Source organism: Arthrobacter sp. SPG23, assembly GCF_000876655.1.
Classification (GTDB): domain Bacteria; phylum Actinomycetota; class Actinomycetes; order Actinomycetales; family Micrococcaceae; genus Arthrobacter.
Genome location: NZ_JYCN01000022.1, coordinates 77,142 through 97,200, shown reverse-complemented (window position 1 = coordinate 97,200; position 20,059 = coordinate 77,142). Strand labels below are relative to the sequence as shown.

Annotated in this window: 16 protein-coding genes; 13 read left to right on the top strand and 3 right to left on the bottom strand. The window is 63.7% G+C overall.

The genetic code is table 11. The features are described 5' to 3' along the window. The first annotated feature begins 61 nt into the window (after window positions 1-61). From ychF to TV39_RS14625, 4 genes are all read left to right on the top strand, one after another. Window positions 62-1,147 carry a redox-regulated ATPase YchF gene (gene ychF / locus TV39_RS14640; RefSeq protein WP_043483168.1) on the top strand — a complete coding sequence of 362 codons (1,086 nt, stop codon included), beginning with the start codon at window positions 62-64 and terminating at the stop codon, window positions 1,145-1,147. Between the two features lie 334 nt (window positions 1,148-1,481). Further along, complete coding sequence (locus TV39_RS14635) at window positions 1,482-3,260, top strand: ABC transporter family substrate-binding protein (protein WP_043482808.1); 1,779 nt, start codon at window positions 1,482-1,484, stop codon at window positions 3,258-3,260. Window positions 3,261-3,438: 178 nt separating this feature from the next. Continuing rightward, window positions 3,439-4,980: an ABC transporter permease gene (locus TV39_RS14630; RefSeq protein WP_043482807.1), complete on the top strand. Its 1,542-nt coding sequence runs from the start codon at window positions 3,439-3,441 to the stop codon at window positions 4,978-4,980. Continuing rightward, complete coding sequence (locus tag TV39_RS14625; protein WP_043482805.1) at window positions 4,977-6,077, top strand: ABC transporter permease; 1,101 nt, start codon at window positions 4,977-4,979, stop codon at window positions 6,075-6,077. Before TV39_RS14630 ends, TV39_RS14625 begins: the two co-directional genes overlap by 4 nt. A gap of 24 nt (window positions 6,078-6,101) precedes the next feature. On the opposite strand, the gene TV39_RS14620 is transcribed toward TV39_RS14625, so the two are convergent. Then, on the bottom strand, window positions 6,102-6,731 hold the full coding sequence (locus TV39_RS14620) for a PH domain-containing protein (protein WP_043482803.1): 630 nt from the start codon (window positions 6,729-6,731) through the stop codon (window positions 6,102-6,104). A gap of 76 nt (window positions 6,732-6,807) precedes the next feature. Between TV39_RS14620 and TV39_RS14615 the strand changes: the two genes are divergently transcribed. From TV39_RS14615 to TV39_RS14595, 5 genes are all read left to right on the top strand, one after another. Continuing rightward, complete coding sequence (locus tag TV39_RS14615; protein WP_043482801.1) at window positions 6,808-8,646, top strand: ABC transporter ATP-binding protein; 1,839 nt, start codon at window positions 6,808-6,810, stop codon at window positions 8,644-8,646. A gap of 239 nt (window positions 8,647-8,885) precedes the next feature. Then, window positions 8,886-10,571, top strand: a complete 1,686-nt coding sequence (locus tag TV39_RS14610) for a peptide ABC transporter substrate-binding protein (protein WP_043482799.1) — start codon at window positions 8,886-8,888, stop codon at window positions 10,569-10,571. Between the two features lie 134 nt (window positions 10,572-10,705). Then, window positions 10,706-11,635: an ABC transporter permease gene (locus TV39_RS14605; RefSeq protein ID WP_043482797.1), complete on the top strand. Its 930-nt coding sequence runs from the start codon at window positions 10,706-10,708 to the stop codon at window positions 11,633-11,635. Next, on the top strand, window positions 11,625-12,575 hold the full coding sequence (locus tag TV39_RS14600; protein WP_043482795.1) for an ABC transporter permease: 951 nt from the start codon (window positions 11,625-11,627) through the stop codon (window positions 12,573-12,575). Before TV39_RS14605 ends, TV39_RS14600 begins: the two co-directional genes overlap by 11 nt. A gap of 11 nt (window positions 12,576-12,586) precedes the next feature. Then, complete coding sequence (locus TV39_RS14595; protein ID WP_043483166.1) at window positions 12,587-14,314, top strand: ABC transporter ATP-binding protein; 1,728 nt, start codon at window positions 12,587-12,589, stop codon at window positions 14,312-14,314. Between the two features lie 120 nt (window positions 14,315-14,434). Here TV39_RS14595 and TV39_RS14590 read toward each other — a convergent pair whose 3' ends face one another. Continuing rightward, window positions 14,435-15,385 (bottom strand): SGNH/GDSL hydrolase family protein, encoded by a 951-nt coding sequence (locus tag TV39_RS14590; RefSeq protein WP_043482794.1) that lies wholly within the window; start codon window positions 15,383-15,385, stop codon window positions 14,435-14,437. A 273-nt stretch (window positions 15,386-15,658) separates the two neighbouring features. On the opposite strand from TV39_RS14590, the gene typA reads away from it, so the two are divergent. Together typA and TV39_RS14580 are read left to right on the top strand one after the other, a co-directional pair. Next, window positions 15,659-17,587 (top strand): translational GTPase TypA, encoded by a 1,929-nt coding sequence (gene typA, locus TV39_RS14585; RefSeq protein WP_043482792.1) that lies wholly within the window; start codon window positions 15,659-15,661, stop codon window positions 17,585-17,587. Window positions 17,588-17,635: 48 nt separating this feature from the next. After that, complete coding sequence (locus TV39_RS14580) at window positions 17,636-17,998, top strand: hypothetical protein (RefSeq protein ID WP_043482790.1); 363 nt, start codon at window positions 17,636-17,638, stop codon at window positions 17,996-17,998. Between the two features lie 51 nt (window positions 17,999-18,049). Here TV39_RS14580 and TV39_RS14575 read toward each other — a convergent pair whose 3' ends face one another. Continuing rightward, complete coding sequence (locus TV39_RS14575; RefSeq protein ID WP_043482788.1) at window positions 18,050-18,295, bottom strand: putative acetyltransferase; 246 nt, start codon at window positions 18,293-18,295, stop codon at window positions 18,050-18,052. A gap of 167 nt (window positions 18,296-18,462) precedes the next feature. Between TV39_RS14575 and fdxA the strand changes: the two genes are divergently transcribed. Further along, the gene (gene fdxA / locus TV39_RS14570; protein ID WP_011692652.1) at window positions 18,463-18,789 is read left to right on the top strand and encodes a ferredoxin; all 327 of its coding nucleotides are present in this window, start codon (window positions 18,463-18,465) and stop codon (window positions 18,787-18,789) included. Between the two features lie 10 nt (window positions 18,790-18,799). Further along, a complete protein-coding gene (gene dapC / locus TV39_RS14565; RefSeq protein ID WP_043482786.1) occupies window positions 18,800-19,948 on the top strand; it encodes a succinyldiaminopimelate transaminase in 1,149 nt (382 codons plus the stop codon). The last annotated feature ends 111 nt before the right edge of the window (window positions 19,949-20,059 follow it).

The window sequence follows — 20,059 nt, the reverse complement described above, 5'->3', positions numbered from 1 at the left end:
GACGCCCGCGCGCCAGGCGTCAGATAAGGGCCGGGCCCGATTACCGGTAGAATTAGTGCTCGTGGCTCTTACTATTGGCATCGTCGGACTGCCCAACGTCGGCAAATCAACCCTTTTCAACGCACTGACCCGCAACCAGGTGCTCGCTGCGAACTACCCGTTCGCAACGATCGAGCCGAACGTCGGTGTGGTCAACCTGCCGGACCCGCGGCTTGCCAAGCTGGCCGCTGTCTTCGGATCGCAGCGCCTGCTGCCTGCTGCGGTGTCGTTCGTCGACATCGCCGGTATCGTCAAGGGCGCGTCGGAGGGCGAAGGCCTGGGCAACAAGTTCCTCGCCAACATCCGCGAAGCGGAGGCCATCGCGCAGGTCGTCCGCGTGTTCGATGACCCCGACGTCATCCACGTTGACGGCAAGGTGGATCCCCGCTCCGATATGGAGACCATCAACACCGAACTGATCCTGGCTGACCTTCAGACCATCGAAAATGCCATTCCCCGGATCGAAAAAGAAGTCAAGATCAAAAAGCGCGACGCGGCCGAACTGGCCGCCATCAAGGCGGCACAGGCCGTACTTGAACGCGGCGACACCATCTTCTCCTCGATCAAGAGCGACAAGCTCGAGATGGGGCACCTCAAGGAGCTCGGCCTTCTCACCGCCAAGCCCTTCATCTACGTCTTCAACTCGGACGAAGGAATTCTGGGCAACCCCGAAAAGCAGGAAGAACTGCGCGCCATGGTCGCTCCGGCGGACGCCGTCTTCCTCGACGCCAAGCTTGAATCCGACCTCGTGGAGCTGGACGAGGAAGAAGCCCGCGAAATGCTGGAAATGAACGGCCAGGACGAGTCGGGGCTCGACCAGCTGGCGCGCGTCGGCTTTCACACGCTGGGACTGCAGACCTACCTGACGGCCGGTCCCAAGGAAACCCGCGCCTGGACCATCCACCAAGGGGACACCGCTCCGCAGGCGGCCGGCGTGATCCACTCCGATTTCCAGCGCGGCTTCATCAAGGCCGAAGTCGTCTCCTTCGACGACCTCATCGAGGCCGGCTCCATGGCTGAGGCCAAGGCCCGCGGCAAGGTCCGCATCGAAGGCAAGGAATATGTCATGGCCGACGGCGACGTGGTGGAGTTCCGCTTCAACGTCTAGCAGGCAGCGCCGCAAGGCTCAGACACAGTCAGTGATTGAGCATTAACAGTGAAAGCCCCGATTCCTCCGGAATCGGGGCTTTTCTTGTGGTTGGACCAACCCGGGCGGAGTTATCCTCTTCCGCGTTCTCCCGCGGTTAACAACGGTTCGGCTGTCCATTGTTGCAGCTCGGTAACAACCTTTACCCACGGGCAACTTTGGTCCCATGGGCATTCTTTTCGGGTTTAGGCTACTGCTCATGTGAGGCTAGCCACATTCTCACTGGGGGAATGGGCGGTCTGGCCGGCGCCTACAGCGGCGGTCTTTTCAACACCACAGAAACATAGGAGGCGGAATGCGCTTAGGTCGTATTTCCAAAGCGATAGGCGTCGCGGCTGCTGCTGCGCTAGCTCTCAGCGCCTGCGCCGGCAACAGCGGCGGGACAACCCCGTCAAGCGCTACTGCCGGCAAACAGGGTGGTTCAGCCACGGTGGTCGAGGTGAACGCGTTCAACACGTTCAACCCCAACACTGCCGACGGCAACACTGACATCAACTCGAAGATCAGCTACGCCACCCACTCGGGTTTCTACTACATCGACAACCAGCTGAATGTTGTTCGCAACGAGAAGTTCGGCAAGATGGAAAAGACTTCCGATGACCCCCTGACGGTGAAGTACACCATCAATGAGGGAGTCAAATGGTCCGACGGCACTCCGGTGACGGCAGCCGACCTCCTGCTGCAGTGGACTGCTTTCTCGGGCTACTACGACGACGCCGACCCGGAAGCGAAGACCGGCACGTCCTACTTCTCCTACGCGGGTGATCCCACCGGCCTCAAGCTCACCGACTTCCCCGAAATCGGTGACAGCAACCGCTCCATGACCATCAAGTACTCCAAGCCCTTCGCCGACTGGGAAACCATCCTTGGCGGCCCCGGGATCGACATCGCAGCGCACGTGCTGGCCAAGAAAGCCGGACTGACCGACGCGCAGGCGCTGGTGGACTACCTGAAGGAAAAGCCGAAGGGCGACCCCAAGGCCCCGAAGCCGGCCGACGAGAAGCTGAAGGCCATGGCGGATCTTTGGAACACCGGCTTCGACACCAAGACCCTGCCGTCCGATCCGAGCCTCTTCCTCTCCAACGGCCCGTACATCGTTAAGAGCGTCACCCAGGACCAGTCCCTGACCATGGTCCGCAACAAGGACTACAACTGGGGCCCGGAAGCCAGCCTGGACGAAATCACGGTCCGCTACATCGGTTCCGCTCCGGCACAGGTGCAGGCACTCAAGAACGGTGAAGCGGACATCATTGCCCCGCAGGCCTCGGCAGATACCATCGAGCAGCTCAAGGCGCTGGAAAGCCAGGGCGTCACCGTGGAACAGGGCAACCAGCTCTCCTACGACCACATCGACCTGAACTACTCGGGTCCGCTGGCCGAAAAGAGCGTCCGCGAGGCGTTCATGAAGACCGTCCCGCGCAAGGACATCGTGGACAAGATTGTGAAGAAGCTCGACCCGGAGGCCAAGCCGCTGGACTCGCAGCTGTTTGTTCCGGCCCAGGCTGCATATGCCGATTCGGCCAAGAACAACGGTTCTTCCGCATACCAGGACGTGGACATCGACGGTGCCAAGGCGCTGCTTGCCGGCAAGACGCCTGAAATCCGGATCATGTACAACAAGGACAACCCCAACCGCGTTGACGCTTTCTCCCTGATCCGCGAATCCGCCACCAAGGCCGGCTTCAAGATCGTTGACGGCGGCCTCGGCAAATCTGACTGGGGCAAGGCCCTCGGCGACGGCAGCTATGACGCCACCATCTTCGGCTGGATCAACCCGGGTGTCGGTGTTTCCGGCGTACCTCAGATCTTCCGCAGCGGCAACGGATCCAACTTCAACCAGTTCAGCGATCCGGAAGCAGACAAGCTGATGGACGAACTGATCGTCACCACCGACCGCAGCAAGCAGGATGAGCTCAGCAAGGAGATCGACAAGAAGATCTGGGAGTCCGCCTACGGCCTTCCGCTCTTCCAGTCCGTCGGAGTGGACGCTTACAGCGACCGGATCACGGGCGTGAAGTTCATGCCGAACCAGACCGGTGTCTGGTGGAACTTCTGGGAGTGGGCTGAGAAGTAAGGCCCCCGCTCAGCGAGCAAACAGCAGGTGAAGGCGCCGGGACAAATGCACGAACGTCCCGGCGCCTTCTCCGGCACCACCGGCACTCTGCCGCTTCCCGCCCACCTCATGCGGGCAGCCGGACTGATTCAGCGATGGGCCCGGTGAGACCCCGGCCCGGATATCGAGGCTTTGCACCATGGTGACGTACATCGTCCGGCGACTGATTACGGCCGCACTCATACTTCTCGGGGCATCATTCCTCGTGTATCTTCTGACAGCGTCGTCAGGGGATCCGCTGGAGGAGTTCCGCGCAAGCAGCGCTCCGAACAAACAACAACTCATGGACTCGCGCAGCCAGCTTCTTGACCTGGACACCCCCGCGCCACTGCGGTACTTCAAATGGCTCAGCGGGGCAGCCAGGTGCCTCGTTCCTTTCGGCAGCTCCTGCGACCTCGGAAAGAATATCGCCGGACAGCCGATTACCGATGCGCTGGGATTTGCGCTGGTGCAGACCCTGACACTTGTCACCGGCGCCACGATCCTGGCCATCCTTATCGGCATTGCCCTGGGCATCATCACGGCGCTTCGGCAGTACAGCGCCCTGGACTACGGCGTGACGTTCATGGCCTTCCTGTTCTTCTCGCTACCCATCTTCTGGGTTGCGGTGCTGCTGAAGGAATACGGGGCCATCGGGTTCAACGACTTTCTCCGCAATCCTGAAATTCCGCTGCCCGTGGCCCTGGGGATCGGCGCCGTCGCGGGCCTGATAGTGGCCGTAGCCGTGGGCGGGGCGGCCCGTCGCCGCATAGTTTCAGGCGGCATTGTGTTCCTCGCGGTCAGCCTCATCCTGGTCTATTTCTCCGTTGTCCAGTGGTTCCGGAACCCCGGCCTTGGCCCCGTGGTCATTGCAATTGCCGGGGTGGGCCTGGCCTTCGCCGTCACCCTCCTGGTGGCGGGGCTCAAGAACCGTAAGGCGCTGCAAGCGTCGCTGATCGTTGTGGCACTTGGAGTGGTGGCGTACTTCGCGGTCCAGCCGCTCCTGAACCAGGCGACGGCCGTCATGATCGTCCTGCTGGGCATCGCGACAGTCGGCGTGGGCGTTGCCGTGGGCTACCTGATGGGCGGTTACGACCGGGGCCAGTCAATGCGCGCCGCCGGCATCACTTCCTTCCTGGTGGGCGGCCTGGTCCTCATGGACCGATTCATGCAGGCCTGGCCGAGCTACTTCAGCAACAGCAGGGTCCGGGGCAGGCCGATCGCCACCATCGGGGCAGGCACCCCCAATATCCAGGGCGACTTCTGGATCCTGACGCTGGACACCTTCACCCATCTGATTCTTCCGACCATGGCCCTGATCCTTGTTTCGCTGGCAAGCTACACGCGGTTCACCCGGTCGTCCATGCTGGAAATCATGAACATGGATTACATCAGGACGGCCCGGGCCAAAGGCCTCTCTGAGAGGTCCGTGGTGATGGGACACGCGTTCCGCAACGCACTGATTCCCATCGCTACCATCGTTGCGTTTGATATCGGGGCCCTCATCGGCGGTGCCGTCATCACGGAGACCGTGTTCTCCGTCCGGGGCATGGGGTTCCTCTTCCTGGACGGCATCATGCACACGGATCCCAATCCCGTCATGGGCGTTTTCGTTTGCGTGGCAGTGACCGCGATGGTGTTCAACTTGATCGCAGACCTTGCGTATTCCGCACTCGATCCCCGCGTAAGGATTAAGGCATGAGCCAGCCAACCCAGCAGGAAGAATTCCTCGCCGAGCACTCACACCCCAGGCTGCCGGGTGCGTCCCTTGAGCCGGACGCGAAAGGGCTGAGCCAGGGGCAGATAGTCCGAAAGAGGTTCCTGGGCCACAGCGGAGCCATCGTAGGCCTGTTCATTTTTGCCATCATCTTCCTGATGGCGTTCACCTCCGTGGGCTGGGCCGGGATTCCGGGCTGGTGGAAATACAACCACCTGGACGTCTCGCCGCTCGTCAATGACGGCGTTCCGACCGCGTCCCTGTGGCCGCCGGCCTGGGGCGAACACCCGTTCGGACAGGACCGGATCGGCCGCGACCTCTTCGCCATGACCATGCGTGGAGCCCAGCAGTCCATCATCATCATGCTCCTCATCGGGACCATCGCGGGCCTGCTGGGCACCGTGATCGGCGGCCTGTCCGGGTACTTCCGCGGCTGGGTCGAAGCCGTGCTGATGCGGATCACCGATGTCATCATCATCATCCCCGTGCTGCTGCTCGCCGCCGTGGTGGCCCAGAGCGTCAACCGTAGGGACCAGGGCGGCTGGTTTTCGGGGTTCGCGGCCAGCAACGGCATCCTGATCCTTGGAATCTTCCTCGGCCTCGTCAGCTGGGTCGGCCTCGCCCGGCTGATGCGCGGGGAGTTCCTCACCCTCCGTGAACGGGAGTTCGTCGATGCGGCACGCATCTCGGGCGCCAGCAATTCACGGATCATTTTCAAGCACATCCTGCCCAATGCCATAGGCGTGCTGATCGTCAACGTGACCCTGACCATGTCCGCTGCCATCCTGCTGGAAACGGCCCTGAGCTACCTCGGCGTCGGCGTGAAGTCACCGGACACTTCGTTGGGCCTGCTCATCTCACAAAACCAGGAAGCATTCGCCACCCGGCCATGGCTGTTCTGGTTCCCGGGCCTCTTCATCGTCCTGATCTGCCTGAGCATCAACTTCATCGGCGACGGACTTCGTGATGCGTTCGATCCACGGCAGAAGAAGTTCAACGCCAAGAAGGCTAAAGACGTAAAGCCCGCTGCGGAGGCGCGGAAGATTTCCGCTTCGGCAGCCGACGGCTCTGCGGGCGACTGAATGCGGGCTGTCCGGGTATTCTCCCTACGGAATCGCCACGCCCCAGCAGCTTGCGGCCAGGAGCGCGACCGTGGCGGCAATTGCCATCCAGCGGAATGTCACGGTGACGGCGGCTGTCTCGGCATTGCCTGCATCCAGCGCGCCCGCTTCGACCAGTTCTTCCCAGCGCCCGCGCACCAGCCGGGCCGCCTGGCCGGAATCGGTGGTTTTCAGGTCCCCCGGGCGCACGGACTTTCCCGGTCCGTAGGTCGCGGAAGGAAGGCCCTTGAGATCCTCGGGACGGGCGTTGCGGCCGCCCCAGATGCCTGGCGCGGGGGCCGCCCACGAGACGTAGTTCCGTGCCGGCGTAACCAGGGTCAGGGCGAACCGGGTATCGACGTTCACGAGGGCGGCCCACGGAATGTCAACGGAGCGGAACGGATTCTCCAGGGTTATGCCCCCGTCGTGGATCACCACAGCCGGCATCCAGAACAGCAGCCAGCCCAGAAAGCCGATCAGCAGCAGCGGGCCCGTGCCCAGCAGGGCGGCCGGTTCTCCGGCGGCCGCAGTGACGGCGAGGCCGAGCGCTGCAACCAGCCAGGCGAGCCACGCGAACCACTTGTTGGTGCGGGCTTTGAAGACTTCAACATTTCCGGCGTGCGGCACACTGCTCATGCCCCTAATAATTCAGGATTCCAGGCCCCAGCACTAATCTCCGGTGCGTACGCGGCCTGGGCGGAAGGGAACCGTCATGACTGACAACATCACTCCGAACCAGGACCCCGCGCCGGCGCATGATCCGGCGAAGGGAGCGGTTGTCCTCGAGGTCCGCGACCTTAGCGTGGACTTCGGCGTGGACAAGAAGTGGGTGCCCGCGGCCATCGGCCTGAATTACGAGGTCAGGGCAGGCGAAGTCCTGGCGATTGTGGGGGAGTCAGGTTCCGGCAAGAGTGCCAGTTCCATGGCCTTGCTGGGCCTCCTGCCCAGCAACAGCCGGGTGTCCGGCAGCGTCCGACTCTCCGGGAAAGAGCTCCTCGGCGCCAACGCCGCCAACATCCGGGAGGTGCGCGGCAAGGATGTGGCCGTGATCTTCCAGGAGCCGATGACCGCCCTCAACCCCGTGTACACGGTGGGCGCGCAGATCGTGGAGACAGTACGGCTACACAATGAAGTTTCACCGGCCCAGGCCAAGGAACGTGCGCTGCGGATGCTTGAACTGGTGGAGCTTCCGGACCCGGAGAAGGCCTTCAGGTCCTATCCGCACCAGTTGTCCGGCGGCCAGCGTCAACGGGCCATGATTGCCCAGTCGCTGTCCTGCGACCCCAAACTGCTGATTGCCGATGAGCCCACCACAGCCTTGGACGTGACGGTCCAGGCCGAGATCCTGGATCTCATGCGCAACCTGCGGAACAAGCTGGACAGCGCCATTGTGCTGATTACCCACGACATGGGCGTGGTGGCGGACCTTGCAGACCGGATCGCCGTGATGCGGCAGGGCCTGATAGTCGAGACGGGAACGGCCGAGCAGGTCTTCCGCAACCCCCGGCACGAGTACACCCAGGCACTTCTGGCGGCAGTGCCGCACCTCGGCCAGGGCGGTGCGGAGGCCGGCGAAGAGGTGGACGTTACCGCCGCGCTGGCCGCAGCGACCCACGCCGAACTGGAGTCGGTGGATCCTGAGGAACTGGTCCGGCGAGAGCGGGAGAACGCTGCCGCGCTTGCTGCCGCTGCGGCTGCCGAGCGGCCGCAGGGCGAACCGGTACTTGAACTTACCGATGTGGCCATCGAGTACCCCAAACAGGGCCGTGTGCCCGCCTTTAGGGCCGTCGAAGGCGCAAACCTCATGATCTACCCGGGCCAGGTGGTGGGGCTCGTGGGCGAATCAGGTTCCGGCAAGACCACCATCGGACGGGCCGCCGTGGGGCTGCTTCCAGTCGCCGCCGGCACCATGCGGGTGGTGGGCCAGGACATTTCCGCCGCCAAGAAAAACGGCAAGCAGCTGCATCAGGTCCGACGGCACATCGGCATGGTGTTCCAGGACCCGTCGTCGTCGCTGAACCCGCGCCTTCCGATCGGCGAGAGCATCGGCGAACCTATGTTCCTGGCCGGGGAGGCCAAAGGAAGCGGCCTGCAGAAGCGGATCGAGGCCCTGCTTGACCAGGTTGAACTGCCCCGCAGCTACCGCAACCGGTATCCGCATGAGTTGTCTGGCGGACAAAAGCAGCGTGTGGGCATTGCGCGGGCACTCTCGCTCAAACCCAAGCTGATGGTGGCGGACGAGCCGACATCCGCACTCGACGTGTCCGTCCAGGCCAAAGTGCTTGAACTTTTCCAGAACCTCCAAAAGGACCTCGGCTTCGCGTGCCTCTTCGTGACGCACGACCTGGCGGTGGTCGACGTGCTGGCCGACCGCATCTGCGTGATGCAGCGGGGGAGGATCGTGGAACAAGGCACCCGCGACCAGATCCTCCGCAACCCGCAGGTGCCCTACACCCAGCGACTCCTTGCCGCGGTGCCCTTGCCGGACCCCGAAAAACAGCGTGAGCGGCGGGAGCTGCGGGCGCAGTTGCTGGCGAGTGGAGTGGAGTAGCCTCCGTCACATTGGAGGTAGCATACCAGTGAGTAACATATGACTTGAAATGCTCCAGTGTTGACGCTAGTGGTCAAATTGTGACCGAGTTACAGTTTGGCAACAGAGTTCCAATATTTGGACATTGTGAGGTTAGGCTACTCACTTATGTATGCCACGTCACAGGACACCTCTGTGCCCGGCCTGCGGGGAAGCACAAGCCTTTCCCTACTCAACTCCCACAACTCATAGGAGGCGGAATGCGTTTTTCGCGCACTTCCAAAGCACTGGGCATGGTTGCCATCGCGGCCCTTGCCCTGACCGGATGCGGCGCCGGAGGCGGCTCCACAGACGGTGCCAGCCAGGCTGCAGGCGACCCCAACAAGGTCATCACCGCGTACAGCAACGAACCGCAGAAGCCCCTGATGCCCGCCGATACGGGCGAGGTCTACGGCGGCCGCGTCGTCGAGCTCCTGTTCGAGGGCCTGCGGAGCTACGACCCCAGCGGCAAGTCGGTCAACGCACTGGCAGAGTCCATCGAGTCCCCGGACGGCCAGAACTACACCATCAAGGTCAAGTCCGGCAGCAAGTTCACCAACGGCGAGGACGTGACCGCCAAGAGCTTTGTTGACGCCTGGAACTTCGCCGCCCTGAGCACCAACGCCCAGAGCAACAGCAGCTTCTTCGAATCCATCGAAGGCTACGACGCAGTGAGCGCCACCAAGACGGAGAAGGGCGCGGACGGCAAGGACACCGACGTTCCGGCCCCCACCGCGGAAACTCTCTCAGGCCTGGCACTGAAGGACGATTCAACCATCACGGTCAAGCTGACCCAGCCTGAAGCCGACTGGCCCCTCCGCCTTGGCTACTCCGCCTTTATGCCGCTGCCCGCCGAGGCGATCAAGAACCCGAAGAAGTTCGGCGAAAACCCGGTTGGCAACGGCCCGTACAAAATGGCCAAGGAAGGTGCCTGGCAGCACGACAGCCAGATCGAACTGGTCAAGAACGCCGACTACCAGGGTGCACGTGCTGCCAAAAACGGCGGCGTGACCTTCAAGTTCTACACCGATCCCGCTCCGGCCTACACCGACATCCAGAGCAACAACCTCGATGTCACGGACGTCCTGCCGACCGACGCCCTGAAGACCTACACCACGGACTTCCCGGAGAACCACCTGAACAAGCCGTATGCAGGCAACTCCACCCTGAACATCCCGGGCTACCTGCCCGAGTTCCAGGGCGAGGCGGGCAAGCTCCGCCGCCAGGCGCTGTCCATGGCCATCAACCGTGAAGAGATCACCAAGGTCATCTTCTCCGGAACCCGCATCCCGGCCAAGGACTTCACCTCCCCCGCCGTTGACGGCTACAACGAAAATGTTGCCGGTTCCGATGTTCTGAAGTTCGACGCCGCCAAGGCGAAGGACCTGTGGACGAAGGCCGACGCCATCAGCCCGTGGCCGGCTGACAAGACCCTGCAGCTCGCCTACAACACTGACGGCGGCAACAAGGAATGGATCGACGCCGTTGCCAACAACTTCAAGAACAACCTGGGGATCAAGGCCGAAGGCCAGCCGTTCGCCAAGTTTGCTGAAATCCTGAAGCTGCGCACGGCCAAGGACCTTCCCGGCCTGACCCGGGCCGGCTGGCAGGCCGACTACCCGTCGCTGTACAACTTCCTCGGCCCGCTCCTGAAGACCGGTGCCAGCGCCAACTACGAGGGCTACACGAACCCTGAGTTCGACAAGCTCCTCACCGAAGGCCTCGGCGCCAAGTCCACGGACGACGCCAACAAGAAGTTCACCCAGGCGCAGGAGATCCTCTTCGAGGAACTCCCCAACCTGCCGCTGTGGTACTCCGCACGCCAGGCTGTCTGGAGCCAGAACGTCAGCAACGTTGACGCTGGCTGGAACGGTGTTCTGCAGTACTGGGCCATCACCGCCAAGTAGTCCTCGGCACAAATCCACGTCAAAAAGCTCATGGGGGTTCGGCCACAAAGCCGGGCCCCCATAGCCTTGGAACCGGCACGAAAGCTGTCCTACATGATCCCCCTTAGCTCCATAAACGCCCGGGAGGCGTTGCTGTGATCCAGTACATCCTCCGGCGCCTGCTGCAGATCATTCCGGTGTTCATCGGAACCACGCTGCTCGTCTACTTCATGGTCTTTGCCCTTCCGGGCGACCCCATCCGGGCGCTGTTCGGCGACCGGCCCCCCAGCGAAGCCGTCATCGCGCAGCTCCGCCAGCAGTACAACCTCGACCAGCCGTTCTGGGTGCAGTACGGGCTCTTCCTCAAGAACCTGTTCACCTTCAACCTGGGAGTCGATTTCACCGGCCAGCCGATCGCGGCATCCCTTGGCCGGATCTTCCCGGTGACGGTCATGCTTGCCGTCGAAGCCCTCATTATCCAGACTGTTTTCGGCGTGACCTTCGGCCTCATTGCCGGACTCCGCAAGGGGAAGATCTTCGACGCGACGGTGCTCGTCGCGTCGCTGGTGGTCATCGCCATCCCCACCTTCGTACTCGGCTTCGTCCTGCAGCTGCTGATCGGTGTGCAGCTTGGCTGGGCGAAACCAACGGTGGGAGCGAACGCGGACTGGGGCAACCTGATCCTGCCGGCCACTGTGCTGGGACTGGTTTCCTTCGCCTACGTCCTGCGGCTCACCCGTGCATCGGTGATCGAGAACATGAACGCGGACTACGTGCGCACCGCCACCGCGAAAGGCCTGTCACGGCCCCGCGTTGTGGTCACCCACATCCTGCGTAACTCGATGATTCCGGTCATCACCTACCTGGGCGCCAGCCTCGGCGGCCTGATGGGCGGCGCCATCGTCACGGAGAGCATCTTCAACGTCCCGGGCGTCGGCCAGAAGCTGTTCCAGGCTGTCATCCGCAGCGAGGGCCCCACCGTGGTCGCGATCGTCAGCGTCCTGGTGCTTGTCTTCGTCATTGCCAACCTGTTGGTCGATTTGCTGTACGCCTGGCTTGATCCAAGGATCCGTTATGAAAACTAACCGCGTAATCGAGCACTTCGTTGCCCCCGTGGAGGAGACCCCTCTGCTCGCAACAGACTCGCTCAAAACAGACCAGGCACCGCTGAGCCTCTGGGCCGATGCCTGGCGCAAGCTCCGCCGTCGTCCGCTGTTCATCATTTCCGCCGTGATGATCGCACTGATCATCATCGTGGCGCTCTTTCCGGGCCTGTTCACCCAGGTGGCACCGAACGACAACTGCCAGCTGGCGAATTCCGACGGCGCCCCGGCAGCCGGGCACCCGCTCGGCTTCACCTTCCAGGGCTGCGACGTGTATTCCCGCATCATCCACGGCACCCAGGCATCGCTGATGGTGGGCGTCTTCTCCGTGATCTTCGTCCTCATCATCGGGGTCACCCTCGGCGCCCTCGCGGGATTCTACGGCGGCTGGATCGACTCGGTAATTGCCCGTCTCGGCGACATATTCTTCGCCCTGCCCCTTATCCTGGGCGCGCTGGTGGTCTCGCAGCTGCCCTTCATGCGGGAAAACCGGGGTGTCTGGACCGTGGTCATGGTCCTGGTGGTGCTGGGCTGGCCGCAGATGGCCCGGATCACGCGCGGAGCGGTGATCGAAGTGCGCAACGCCGACTTCGTGACTGCTGCGCGTTCGCTGGGCGTCTCGCGCATCGGCTCACTCATCAGGCACGTGCTGCCGAACGCCCTCGCTCCGATCATCGTCCTCGCCACCATGGAGCTCGGCGTCTTCATCGTCGCGGAAGCCACGCTGTCGTTCATCGGTATCGGTCTGCCAGGCAGCATCATGTCCTGGGGCAACGACATCGCCGCAGCCAAATCCTCTGTCCGCACCAACCCGGCGATCCTGCTTTACCCGGCAATGGCGCTCTCGGTCACTGTCCTGAGCTTCATTATGCTCGGCGATGCCCTGCGCGACGCCCTGGATCCGAAGAGCCGCCAACGATGAACGAGGCAATCATGACAACTGCAGACGTCCGAATCAGTGAGGCGGACCTGGCGGACAAGCCGCTGCTGGAGATCCGTGACCTGGCCATTTCCTTCAAGACCGGTTCCGGTGAGGTCCAGGCCGTCCGGAACGCCCACCTGACCATCATGCCGGGCGAAACCGTCGCAATTGTGGGGGAGTCGGGCTCGGGTAAGTCGACGACGGCGTTGGCCGCCATCGGCCTGCTGCCGGCCAACGGCCGGGTCTCCGGCGGGCAGATCCTCCTTGACGGCGAGGACATATCCCATGCCCCGGAAAAGCGCATGATCGAGTTGCGCGGCAACACCATCGGCATGGTCCCGCAGGACCCGATGTCCAACCTCAACCCGGTCTGGAAGATCGGCTACCAGGTCAAGGAAACGCTGCGGGCCAACGGCCGTCCCAGCGGCCCGGCGGACGTTGCCAAAGTCCTGGCTCAGGCAGGCCTTCCCGATGCCGAGCGCCGCGCGAAGCAGTACCCGCACGAGTTCTCCGGCGGCATGCGCCAGCGCGCGCTGATCGCCATCGGCCTCTCCTGCCAGCCGCGGCTCCTCATCGCCGACGAGCCCACTTCCGCGCTCGACGTGACCGTGCAGCGCCAGATCCTCGATCACCTTGAAACAATGACGGCGGAACTGGGCACGGCCGTACTGCTGATTACGCACGACCTCGGCCTCGCCGCCGAGCGCGCGGACAAAGTGGTGGTGATGTACCGCGGCCAGGTCGTGGAAGCAGGACCCTCGCTGGAGCTGCTGCAGAACCCGCAGCACCCGTACACGCAGCGCCTTGTTGCCTCGGCCCCGTCGCTGGCCTCACGGCGCATCCAGGTGGCCAAGGAGCTTGGCGTTGAATCGGACGAACTGCTTGCTCCCGGCACGACTCCGCGCGGGGCGGTCGTTGTCGAGCCGACCATGACCGAAGACGTGCTGCAGATCCAGAACCTGAAGAAGGTTTTCAAGCTGCGTTCCGGCTTCGGTAAGTCGACCGACTTCACCGCTGTGGACGACGTCTCCTTCAGCGTCAAACGCGGCACCACGACGGCGATCGTGGGGGAGTCGGGTTCCGGCAAGTCCACTGTGGCGCAGATGGTGCTGAACCTCCTGCAGCCGACGTCAGGCAAGATCGTGTTCGACGGCGTGGACACGTCCACGCTGAACAACAAGGAGATCTTCGCGTTCCGCCGCCGCGTGCAGCCGATCTTCCAGGATCCGTACGGTTCCCTCGACCCGATGTACAACATCTTCCGGACCATCGAGGAACCGCTGCGCACCCACAAGATCGGCGACAAGGCCAGCCGCGAGAAGAAGGTCCGGGAACTGCTGGACCAGGTGGCGCTGCCGCAGTCCACCATGCAGCGTTACCCGAACGAACTGTCCGGCGGTCAGCGGCAGCGTGTTGCCATTGCCCGTGCGCTGGCGCTCGACCCCGAGGTGATCATCTGCGACGAGGCGGTCTCCGCCCTCGACGTGCTGGTCCAGGCGCAGGTGCTGAACCTGCTCGCTGAACTCCAGTCCAGGCTGGGCCTGACCTACCTCTTCATTACCCATGACCTCGCGGTGGTCCGGCAGATCGCCGACCACGTGTGCGTGATGGAAAAGGGCAAGCTGGTCGAAACCGGTTCAACGGATGAAGTCTTCGACGCGCCGCAGCGGGACTACACGAAGGCGCTGCTCAACGCCATTCCGGGCGCCCGGCTGATGCTGCCGCCCGAGGTAGCCTGAGCAGGGGTCGCCTCAGGGCGCATAAAGAAGGAGCCGGTATCCGCCCGTTGTGGGTGGGCACCGGCTCCTTCTTTGCCGGATCTTAGGCTGAAAGCTTCAGCCCCAGGCCGGATGCCCGGATCAACTTACCGGCAAGGCCGAGGTGGCGGGCAGGACCGGCGCCTCAAGACCCAGTTCCTTCAGTCTTCCAGCCAGGATCGTGCCCAGCGCCTTATGGCCGACGCTGTTCATATGTACACCGTCGGCCAGTTCCTTGGCCAGGTTGTATTTGGTCAGCCAGTCTCCGACGCTGATGAAAGGAATGGTGTGCTTGGCCGCGACCGTGCTGAGCAGTGCATCCACCTGTGACCGGCGTCCCCCGCCGTAGTTGATCCCGCGGGCCAGGGTGCCGATCATCGCGAACTTGGACCCCGGGTAGCGCTGCTTGAGCGACGCAATCAGGCGTTCGGCATTAGCCACGATCTGGGCATCCGTGGCTCCGCGTGCGGCATCATTTCCACCGCCCTCAATGACAACCAGCGCGGGGGAGCCGTAGGGGAGTTGCCAGTCACCGCGCTGCAGGGCGTCGATGTAGTTGCCGGTCTTGCCGTTCGAAGCGACATACCCTGTACCGCCGCGGCCGCAGAAGAAAACGTTGTAGCCCATGGCGGCCAGGCCCTGCCGCGGCCAGCCGGCTTCCGGTTCGGACTGGGAATCCCCGATCAGGACGGCGGTCCGCCGCATGTTGGCCACGATCACTTCGTTGCGGCCGTTGGCAGGGTTCTTATAAACGGATCCGGGGGCCATGGCGGCAGGGTCGAGCTCCGGAACGAGCTGCGGCTTCACTGCGGAGCCGGCGGCAACCGGGGCGCCCGGCGAGGCAGCGACCGGCGGCGCGGATGCCTTCTTCGGTGCAGCTGCAGATTTCGAAGGAACGGCCCCTGCAGGCGGCTGGGCCGTGGCACTGGCGGAGGAGCCGGCTGGTTCAGGCGCGGCGGCCGGGGTCTGTGGTACCTGCCCGCAGCCGGCCATCAGAACGCCGAGGGCGATCATAGGTGCGACGAAGCGGGGTGGAACTGAGGCGTTGCGCATCTATGGTCTCCGGCTGTGCTTGTTGTTACCTCCGTAATGATGGGGCATAGCAGAGCGAATATCCAGTAACTTTGGGCACTATTCGTCCCATGGCGGTGACGATCCTGTAACGGCGGCCGACGGACGCCGAATTCGGGTTTTTAGGCCAATAAATGACCTAGCGCTTAGACTTGTAGAAGGCGCCCTGTGCCAAAGGGTCTCGTCCGTCGTGCGTTCCGGTTGGAAATGTCGCGATACCACAGCTGACTTCACCACTGAATCGAGCAATAACGCATGTCTGAAACCACCACCAACACCGCGGTAGCCACTGCATCGCGCAGTGACCTGCGCAACGTCGCGATCGTGGCCCACGTTGACCACGGCAAGACCACCTTGGTCGACGCCATGCTCAAGCAGACCAACTCCTTTGCCGAGCACAACCACCTCGAAGACCGCGTCATGGACTCCGGTGACCTGGAACGCGAAAAGGGCATCACCATCCTGGCCAAGAACACCACGGTGGCCTACAACGGACCGTCCTCCAAGGGCGAGACCATCACGATCAACGTGATCGACACCCCAGGCCACGCCGATTTCGGCGGCGAGGTGGAGCGCGGTCTGTCCATGGTCGACGGCGTCGTCCTCCTCGTCGATGCCTCTGAGGGCCCCCTGCCCCAGACCCGCTTTGTGTTGCGCAAGGCCCTGGCCGCCCACCTGCCGGTGATCCTGCTCGTCAACAAGACCGACCGCCCCGATGCGCGGATCGAAGAAGTTGTCCACGAGTCCATGGACCTGCTCCTGGGCCTTGCCTCCGACCTTGCCGACGAAGTTCCGGACCTGGACCTGGACAAGATCCTCGAAGTCCCGGTTGTCTACGCAGCCGCCAAGGTTGGCCGCGCTTCCCTCGAGCAGCCGGCCGACGGCACGGCTCCGGAGAACGAGGACCTTGAGCCGCTGTTCAAGACCATCATCGAGCACATCCCGGCACCGACGTACAACCCGAACGGCGTCCTGCAGGCACACGTCACCAACCTTGACGCCTCCCCGTTCCTGGGCCGCCTGGCTCTGCTCCGCATCTACAACGGCACCCTGCGCAAGGGCCAGACCGTTGCCTGGGCACGCGCCAATGGCGAGCTGAAGAACGTCAAGATCACCGAACTGCTGGCCACCAAGGCCCTCGACCGTGTTCCGGCCGAGTCCGCCGGCCCGGGCGAGATCGTGGCCGTCGCCGGCATCGAGGACATCACCATCGGTGAGACCCTGACCGACGCCGAGAACCCGCAGCCGCTGCCGCTGATCACGGTGGACGATCCCGCGATCTCCATGACCATCGGTATCAACACTTCGCCGCTGGCCGGCAAGGTCAAGGGCGCCAAGGTTACGGCACGCCAGGTGAAGGACCGCCTGGACAAGGAACTGATCGGTAACGTCTCCATCAAGGTTCTCCCCACCGAGCGTCCCGACGCCTGGGAAGTACAGGGCCGTGGCGAGCTGGCGCTGGCCATCCTGGTCGAGCAGATGCGCCGCGAAGGCTTCGAACTGACCGTTGGCAAGCCGCAGGTTGTTACCAAGACCATCGACGGCAAGATCCACGAGCCGATGGAGCACATGACCATCGACGTGCCGGAAGAGTACCTTGGCGCCGTCACCCAGCTCATGGCAGCCCGCAAGGGCCGCATGACCAACATGGCCAACCACGGTACCGGTTGGTGCCGCATGGAATTCATCGTTCCGGCCCGTGGCCTGATCGGCTTCCGCACCAAGTTCCTCACGGACACCCGCGGTGCCGGCATCGCGGCCTCCATCTCCGAGGGCTACGAGCCCTGGGCCGGTCCGATCGAGTACCGCACCAACGGTTCGATGATCGCCGACCGCGCCGGTGTTGTGACGCCGTTCGCCATGATCAACCTGCAGGAACGCGGCTCCTTCTTCGTGAAGCCCACTTCCGAGGTCTACGAGGGCATGATCGTCGGCGAGAACTCCCGCGCGGACGACATGGACGTCAACATCACTAAGGAAAAGAAGCTCACCAACATGCGTGCAGCCTCCTCCGACACCTTCGAGAACCTGACGCCGCCGCGCGACCTGACCCTCGAAGAGTCCCTCGAATTCGCCCGCGAGGACGAATGCGTTGAGGTGACCCCGGAGTCCATCCGTATCCGCAAGGTCATCCTTGACACCAACGAGCGTGCCAAGGCCAACCGCGCCCGCGCCAAGGTCTGATCCCGGCACGTTCGGGTCATCACTGTCGTGAGCACTAGGGCTGCCGGTATGGCAGGCGGCATCGCCGCCGCCGTACCGGCAGCCCTTTTTGTTGCCATGGCCGGCACGGCCCTGCACCGCCAGCAGTGGATGCTGGCCGGCGTCGTGCTTCCCTGGGGTGCTGTGGCAGCGCTGGTCCTCCTGGGGTCCGTCCAGCTGCTCCTCGGAGCGGCCTTTCGGTCGGTTATCCCGACGGCGGTACTCGGCCTGCTGGCCTATGTCCTGGCGGGCTGGTTGGCGATGCTGGAGCCCGGCAAACGGCTCATCGCCGCAGACCTTCCGGGGAACACCTGGATCTACGGCATCGCCGGGACAACCGTGCTGATGCTCCTGTGGTGCCGGCGCTACCGGAAGCCGCAGCTGCCGGCCTGACGGCGCACCGGGCCGATTCGTAGAAGCAGTGTGGCCAGGCATTGTGGTTCTCTAGGGCGCGCTCCGCGGGGCACGCCGCGCCGGCGCCGGTGGCACCGGCTTCGCTGCCACCACCATGGCCAGGGGAATGACGACGTCGGTCCGCCGGGTCCGGACGGTGCATTCCGTCTGGCTGATCCCCACCAGGTCGCCCAGCGCATCCGTCAGGCCCTCCGATATCCTGTAACGCACCACCACCCTCGTGCCCAGGGGGGCGCCTTCGAGGAACTGGCGGGGAGCTGGGGTCTGCGAATTCACCACTTCATACTAGGACGCTGCGCCAGTATGACGCCGGGGGTTTGTATGACGCGCTAGGTTCGCGGGAACAGGCTGGTAGATAATAGGCTCAGAAGTCAGCAGTCCGGCGCTCAGGCCGGGAATGATATCCGGCCAAACGCCGGAACCAACGTGGAGAGGCAAGGGACGTGACGTACGTAATCGCGCAGCCGTGTGTAGATGTCAAGGACAAGGCATGTATCGAGGAATGCCCCGTCGACTGCATCTACGAGGGTGAGCGGTCCCTCTACATCCACCCGGATGAATGCGTCGACTGCGGCGCGTGCGAACCGGTCTGCCCCGTCGAAGCCATCTACTACGAGGATGACACCCCCGACGAATGGGCCGACTACTACAAGGCCAACGTTGAATTCTTCGACGAACTGGGATCGCCCGGCGGTGCCGCGAAGGTGGGCAACACCCACACCGACCACCCCATGATCGCCGCCCTGCCGCCCCAGAACCAGGATCACTGAGGCGCCTGGCGTGACATCAGCGGTACGCAGCTTCGGCCTCAGCCTGCCCGACTACCCGTGGGAGGCCATGGCACCGTATCTCGCCAGGGCCGCGGAGCATCCCGGAGGGGCTGTCAACCTTTCCATCGGCACCCCGGTGGACCACACGCCCGCCCTGATCCAGGAGGCGCTCCAGCGGGCCGCTGACGCCCCCGGGTACCCCACAGTGCACGGCACGCCAGCGCTACGGGCAGCCATTGCCGACTGGTTTGCACGCCGCCGCGGAGTTCCCGGCCTTGATCCCCGGGACGTGATGCCCACCGTCGGGTCCAAGGAACTCGTGGCATGGCTGCCGTTCCTCCTGGGCCTGAAGTCCGGCGACGTCGTCGTCCGCCCCACGGTTGCCTACCCCACCTACGACATCGGGGCGACCTTCGCCGGCGCTGAACAGATCGCCGCTGACGACCTCGATGAACTGGATCCGGAGACACGGCAGCGCGTCCGGCTCGTCTGGGTCAACTCGCCTGCCAACCCCACCGGAAGCGTCCGTGACGCGGCGTCCTTGAAGCGGATCGTGGACCAGGCCCGCGAAGTGGGCGCCGTGGTTGCTTCCGATGAATGCTACGCGGAGCTCGGCTGGGGAGAGTGGGACGTCCAGCGCGGCGGCAGCCCGGTGCCCAGCATCCTGGATCCCCGCGTCGCCGGGGCATCCCACGACGGCCTGCTCGCAGTGTATTCGCTGAGCAAGCAGTCCAACCTGGCGGGGTACCGTGCTGCCTTCGTGGCCGGTGATCCGGTGATCATGGCCAACCTGGTCAACAGCCGCAAGCACGCCGGCATGATCGTTCCCTACCCGGTGCAGGAAGCCATGCGGGTGGCACTGGCGGACGACGCCCACGTTCAGGCGCAAAAGGACCTTTACCGCGGGCGGCGGGAACGGATCGTTCCGGCACTCAAAGCGTTCGGACTGACAATCCACGAGTCCCAGGCCGGGCTCTACCTGTGGTGCACTGCCGGGGAGGCAACCTGGGACACCGTAGGCAGGCTGGCCGAGCTCGGCATCGTAGTGGGTCCCGGCGTCTTCTACGGCGATGCCGGCAACGGCTTCATCCGGGTGGCACTGACGGCCGCGGACGAGCGGATCGACGCTGCGGCGGCGAGGCTGACCGCCGGGGCGTAGCGGCTACGGGTCCGTAACAATGGTGTGACACGCAACACAACGGGGGCGTTTTCGGGGCATTTCGGCACTATCGGATTAGTGCGAGCCTGCCTTGGAGCGGTACTTTTTAAC

Excerpts from the sequence above, each read along its gene's own strand:
- TV39_RS14580 (WP_043482790.1), top strand. The coding sequence starts at position 17,636 with ATGGCAGGCGGCATCGCCGCCGCCGTACCGGCAGCCCTTTTTGTTGCC.
- TV39_RS14635 (WP_043482808.1), top strand. The coding sequence starts at position 1,482 with ATGCGCTTAGGTCGTATTTCCAAAGCGATAGGCGTCGCGGCTGCTGCT.
- TV39_RS14625 (WP_043482805.1), top strand. The coding sequence starts at position 4,977 with ATGAGCCAGCCAACCCAGCAGGAAGAATTCCTCGCCGAGCACTCACAC.
- TV39_RS14610 (WP_043482799.1), top strand. The coding sequence starts at position 8,886 with ATGCGTTTTTCGCGCACTTCCAAAGCACTGGGCATGGTTGCCATCGCG.
- TV39_RS14620 (WP_043482803.1), bottom strand. The coding sequence starts at position 6,731 with ATGAGCAGTGTGCCGCACGCCGGAAATGTTGAAGTCTTCAAAGCCCGC.
- TV39_RS14600 (WP_043482795.1), top strand. The coding sequence starts at position 11,625 with ATGAAAACTAACCGCGTAATCGAGCACTTCGTTGCCCCCGTGGAGGAG.
- TV39_RS14630 (WP_043482807.1), top strand. The coding sequence starts at position 3,439 with ATGGTGACGTACATCGTCCGGCGACTGATTACGGCCGCACTCATACTT.
- TV39_RS14615 (WP_043482801.1), top strand. The coding sequence starts at position 6,808 with ATGACTGACAACATCACTCCGAACCAGGACCCCGCGCCGGCGCATGAT.
- TV39_RS14590 (WP_043482794.1), bottom strand. The coding sequence starts at position 15,385 with ATGCGCAACGCCTCAGTTCCACCCCGCTTCGTCGCACCTATGATCGCC.
- typA (WP_043482792.1), top strand. The coding sequence starts at position 15,659 with ATGTCTGAAACCACCACCAACACCGCGGTAGCCACTGCATCGCGCAGT.
- TV39_RS14595 (WP_043483166.1), top strand. The coding sequence starts at position 12,587 with ATGACAACTGCAGACGTCCGAATCAGTGAGGCGGACCTGGCGGACAAG.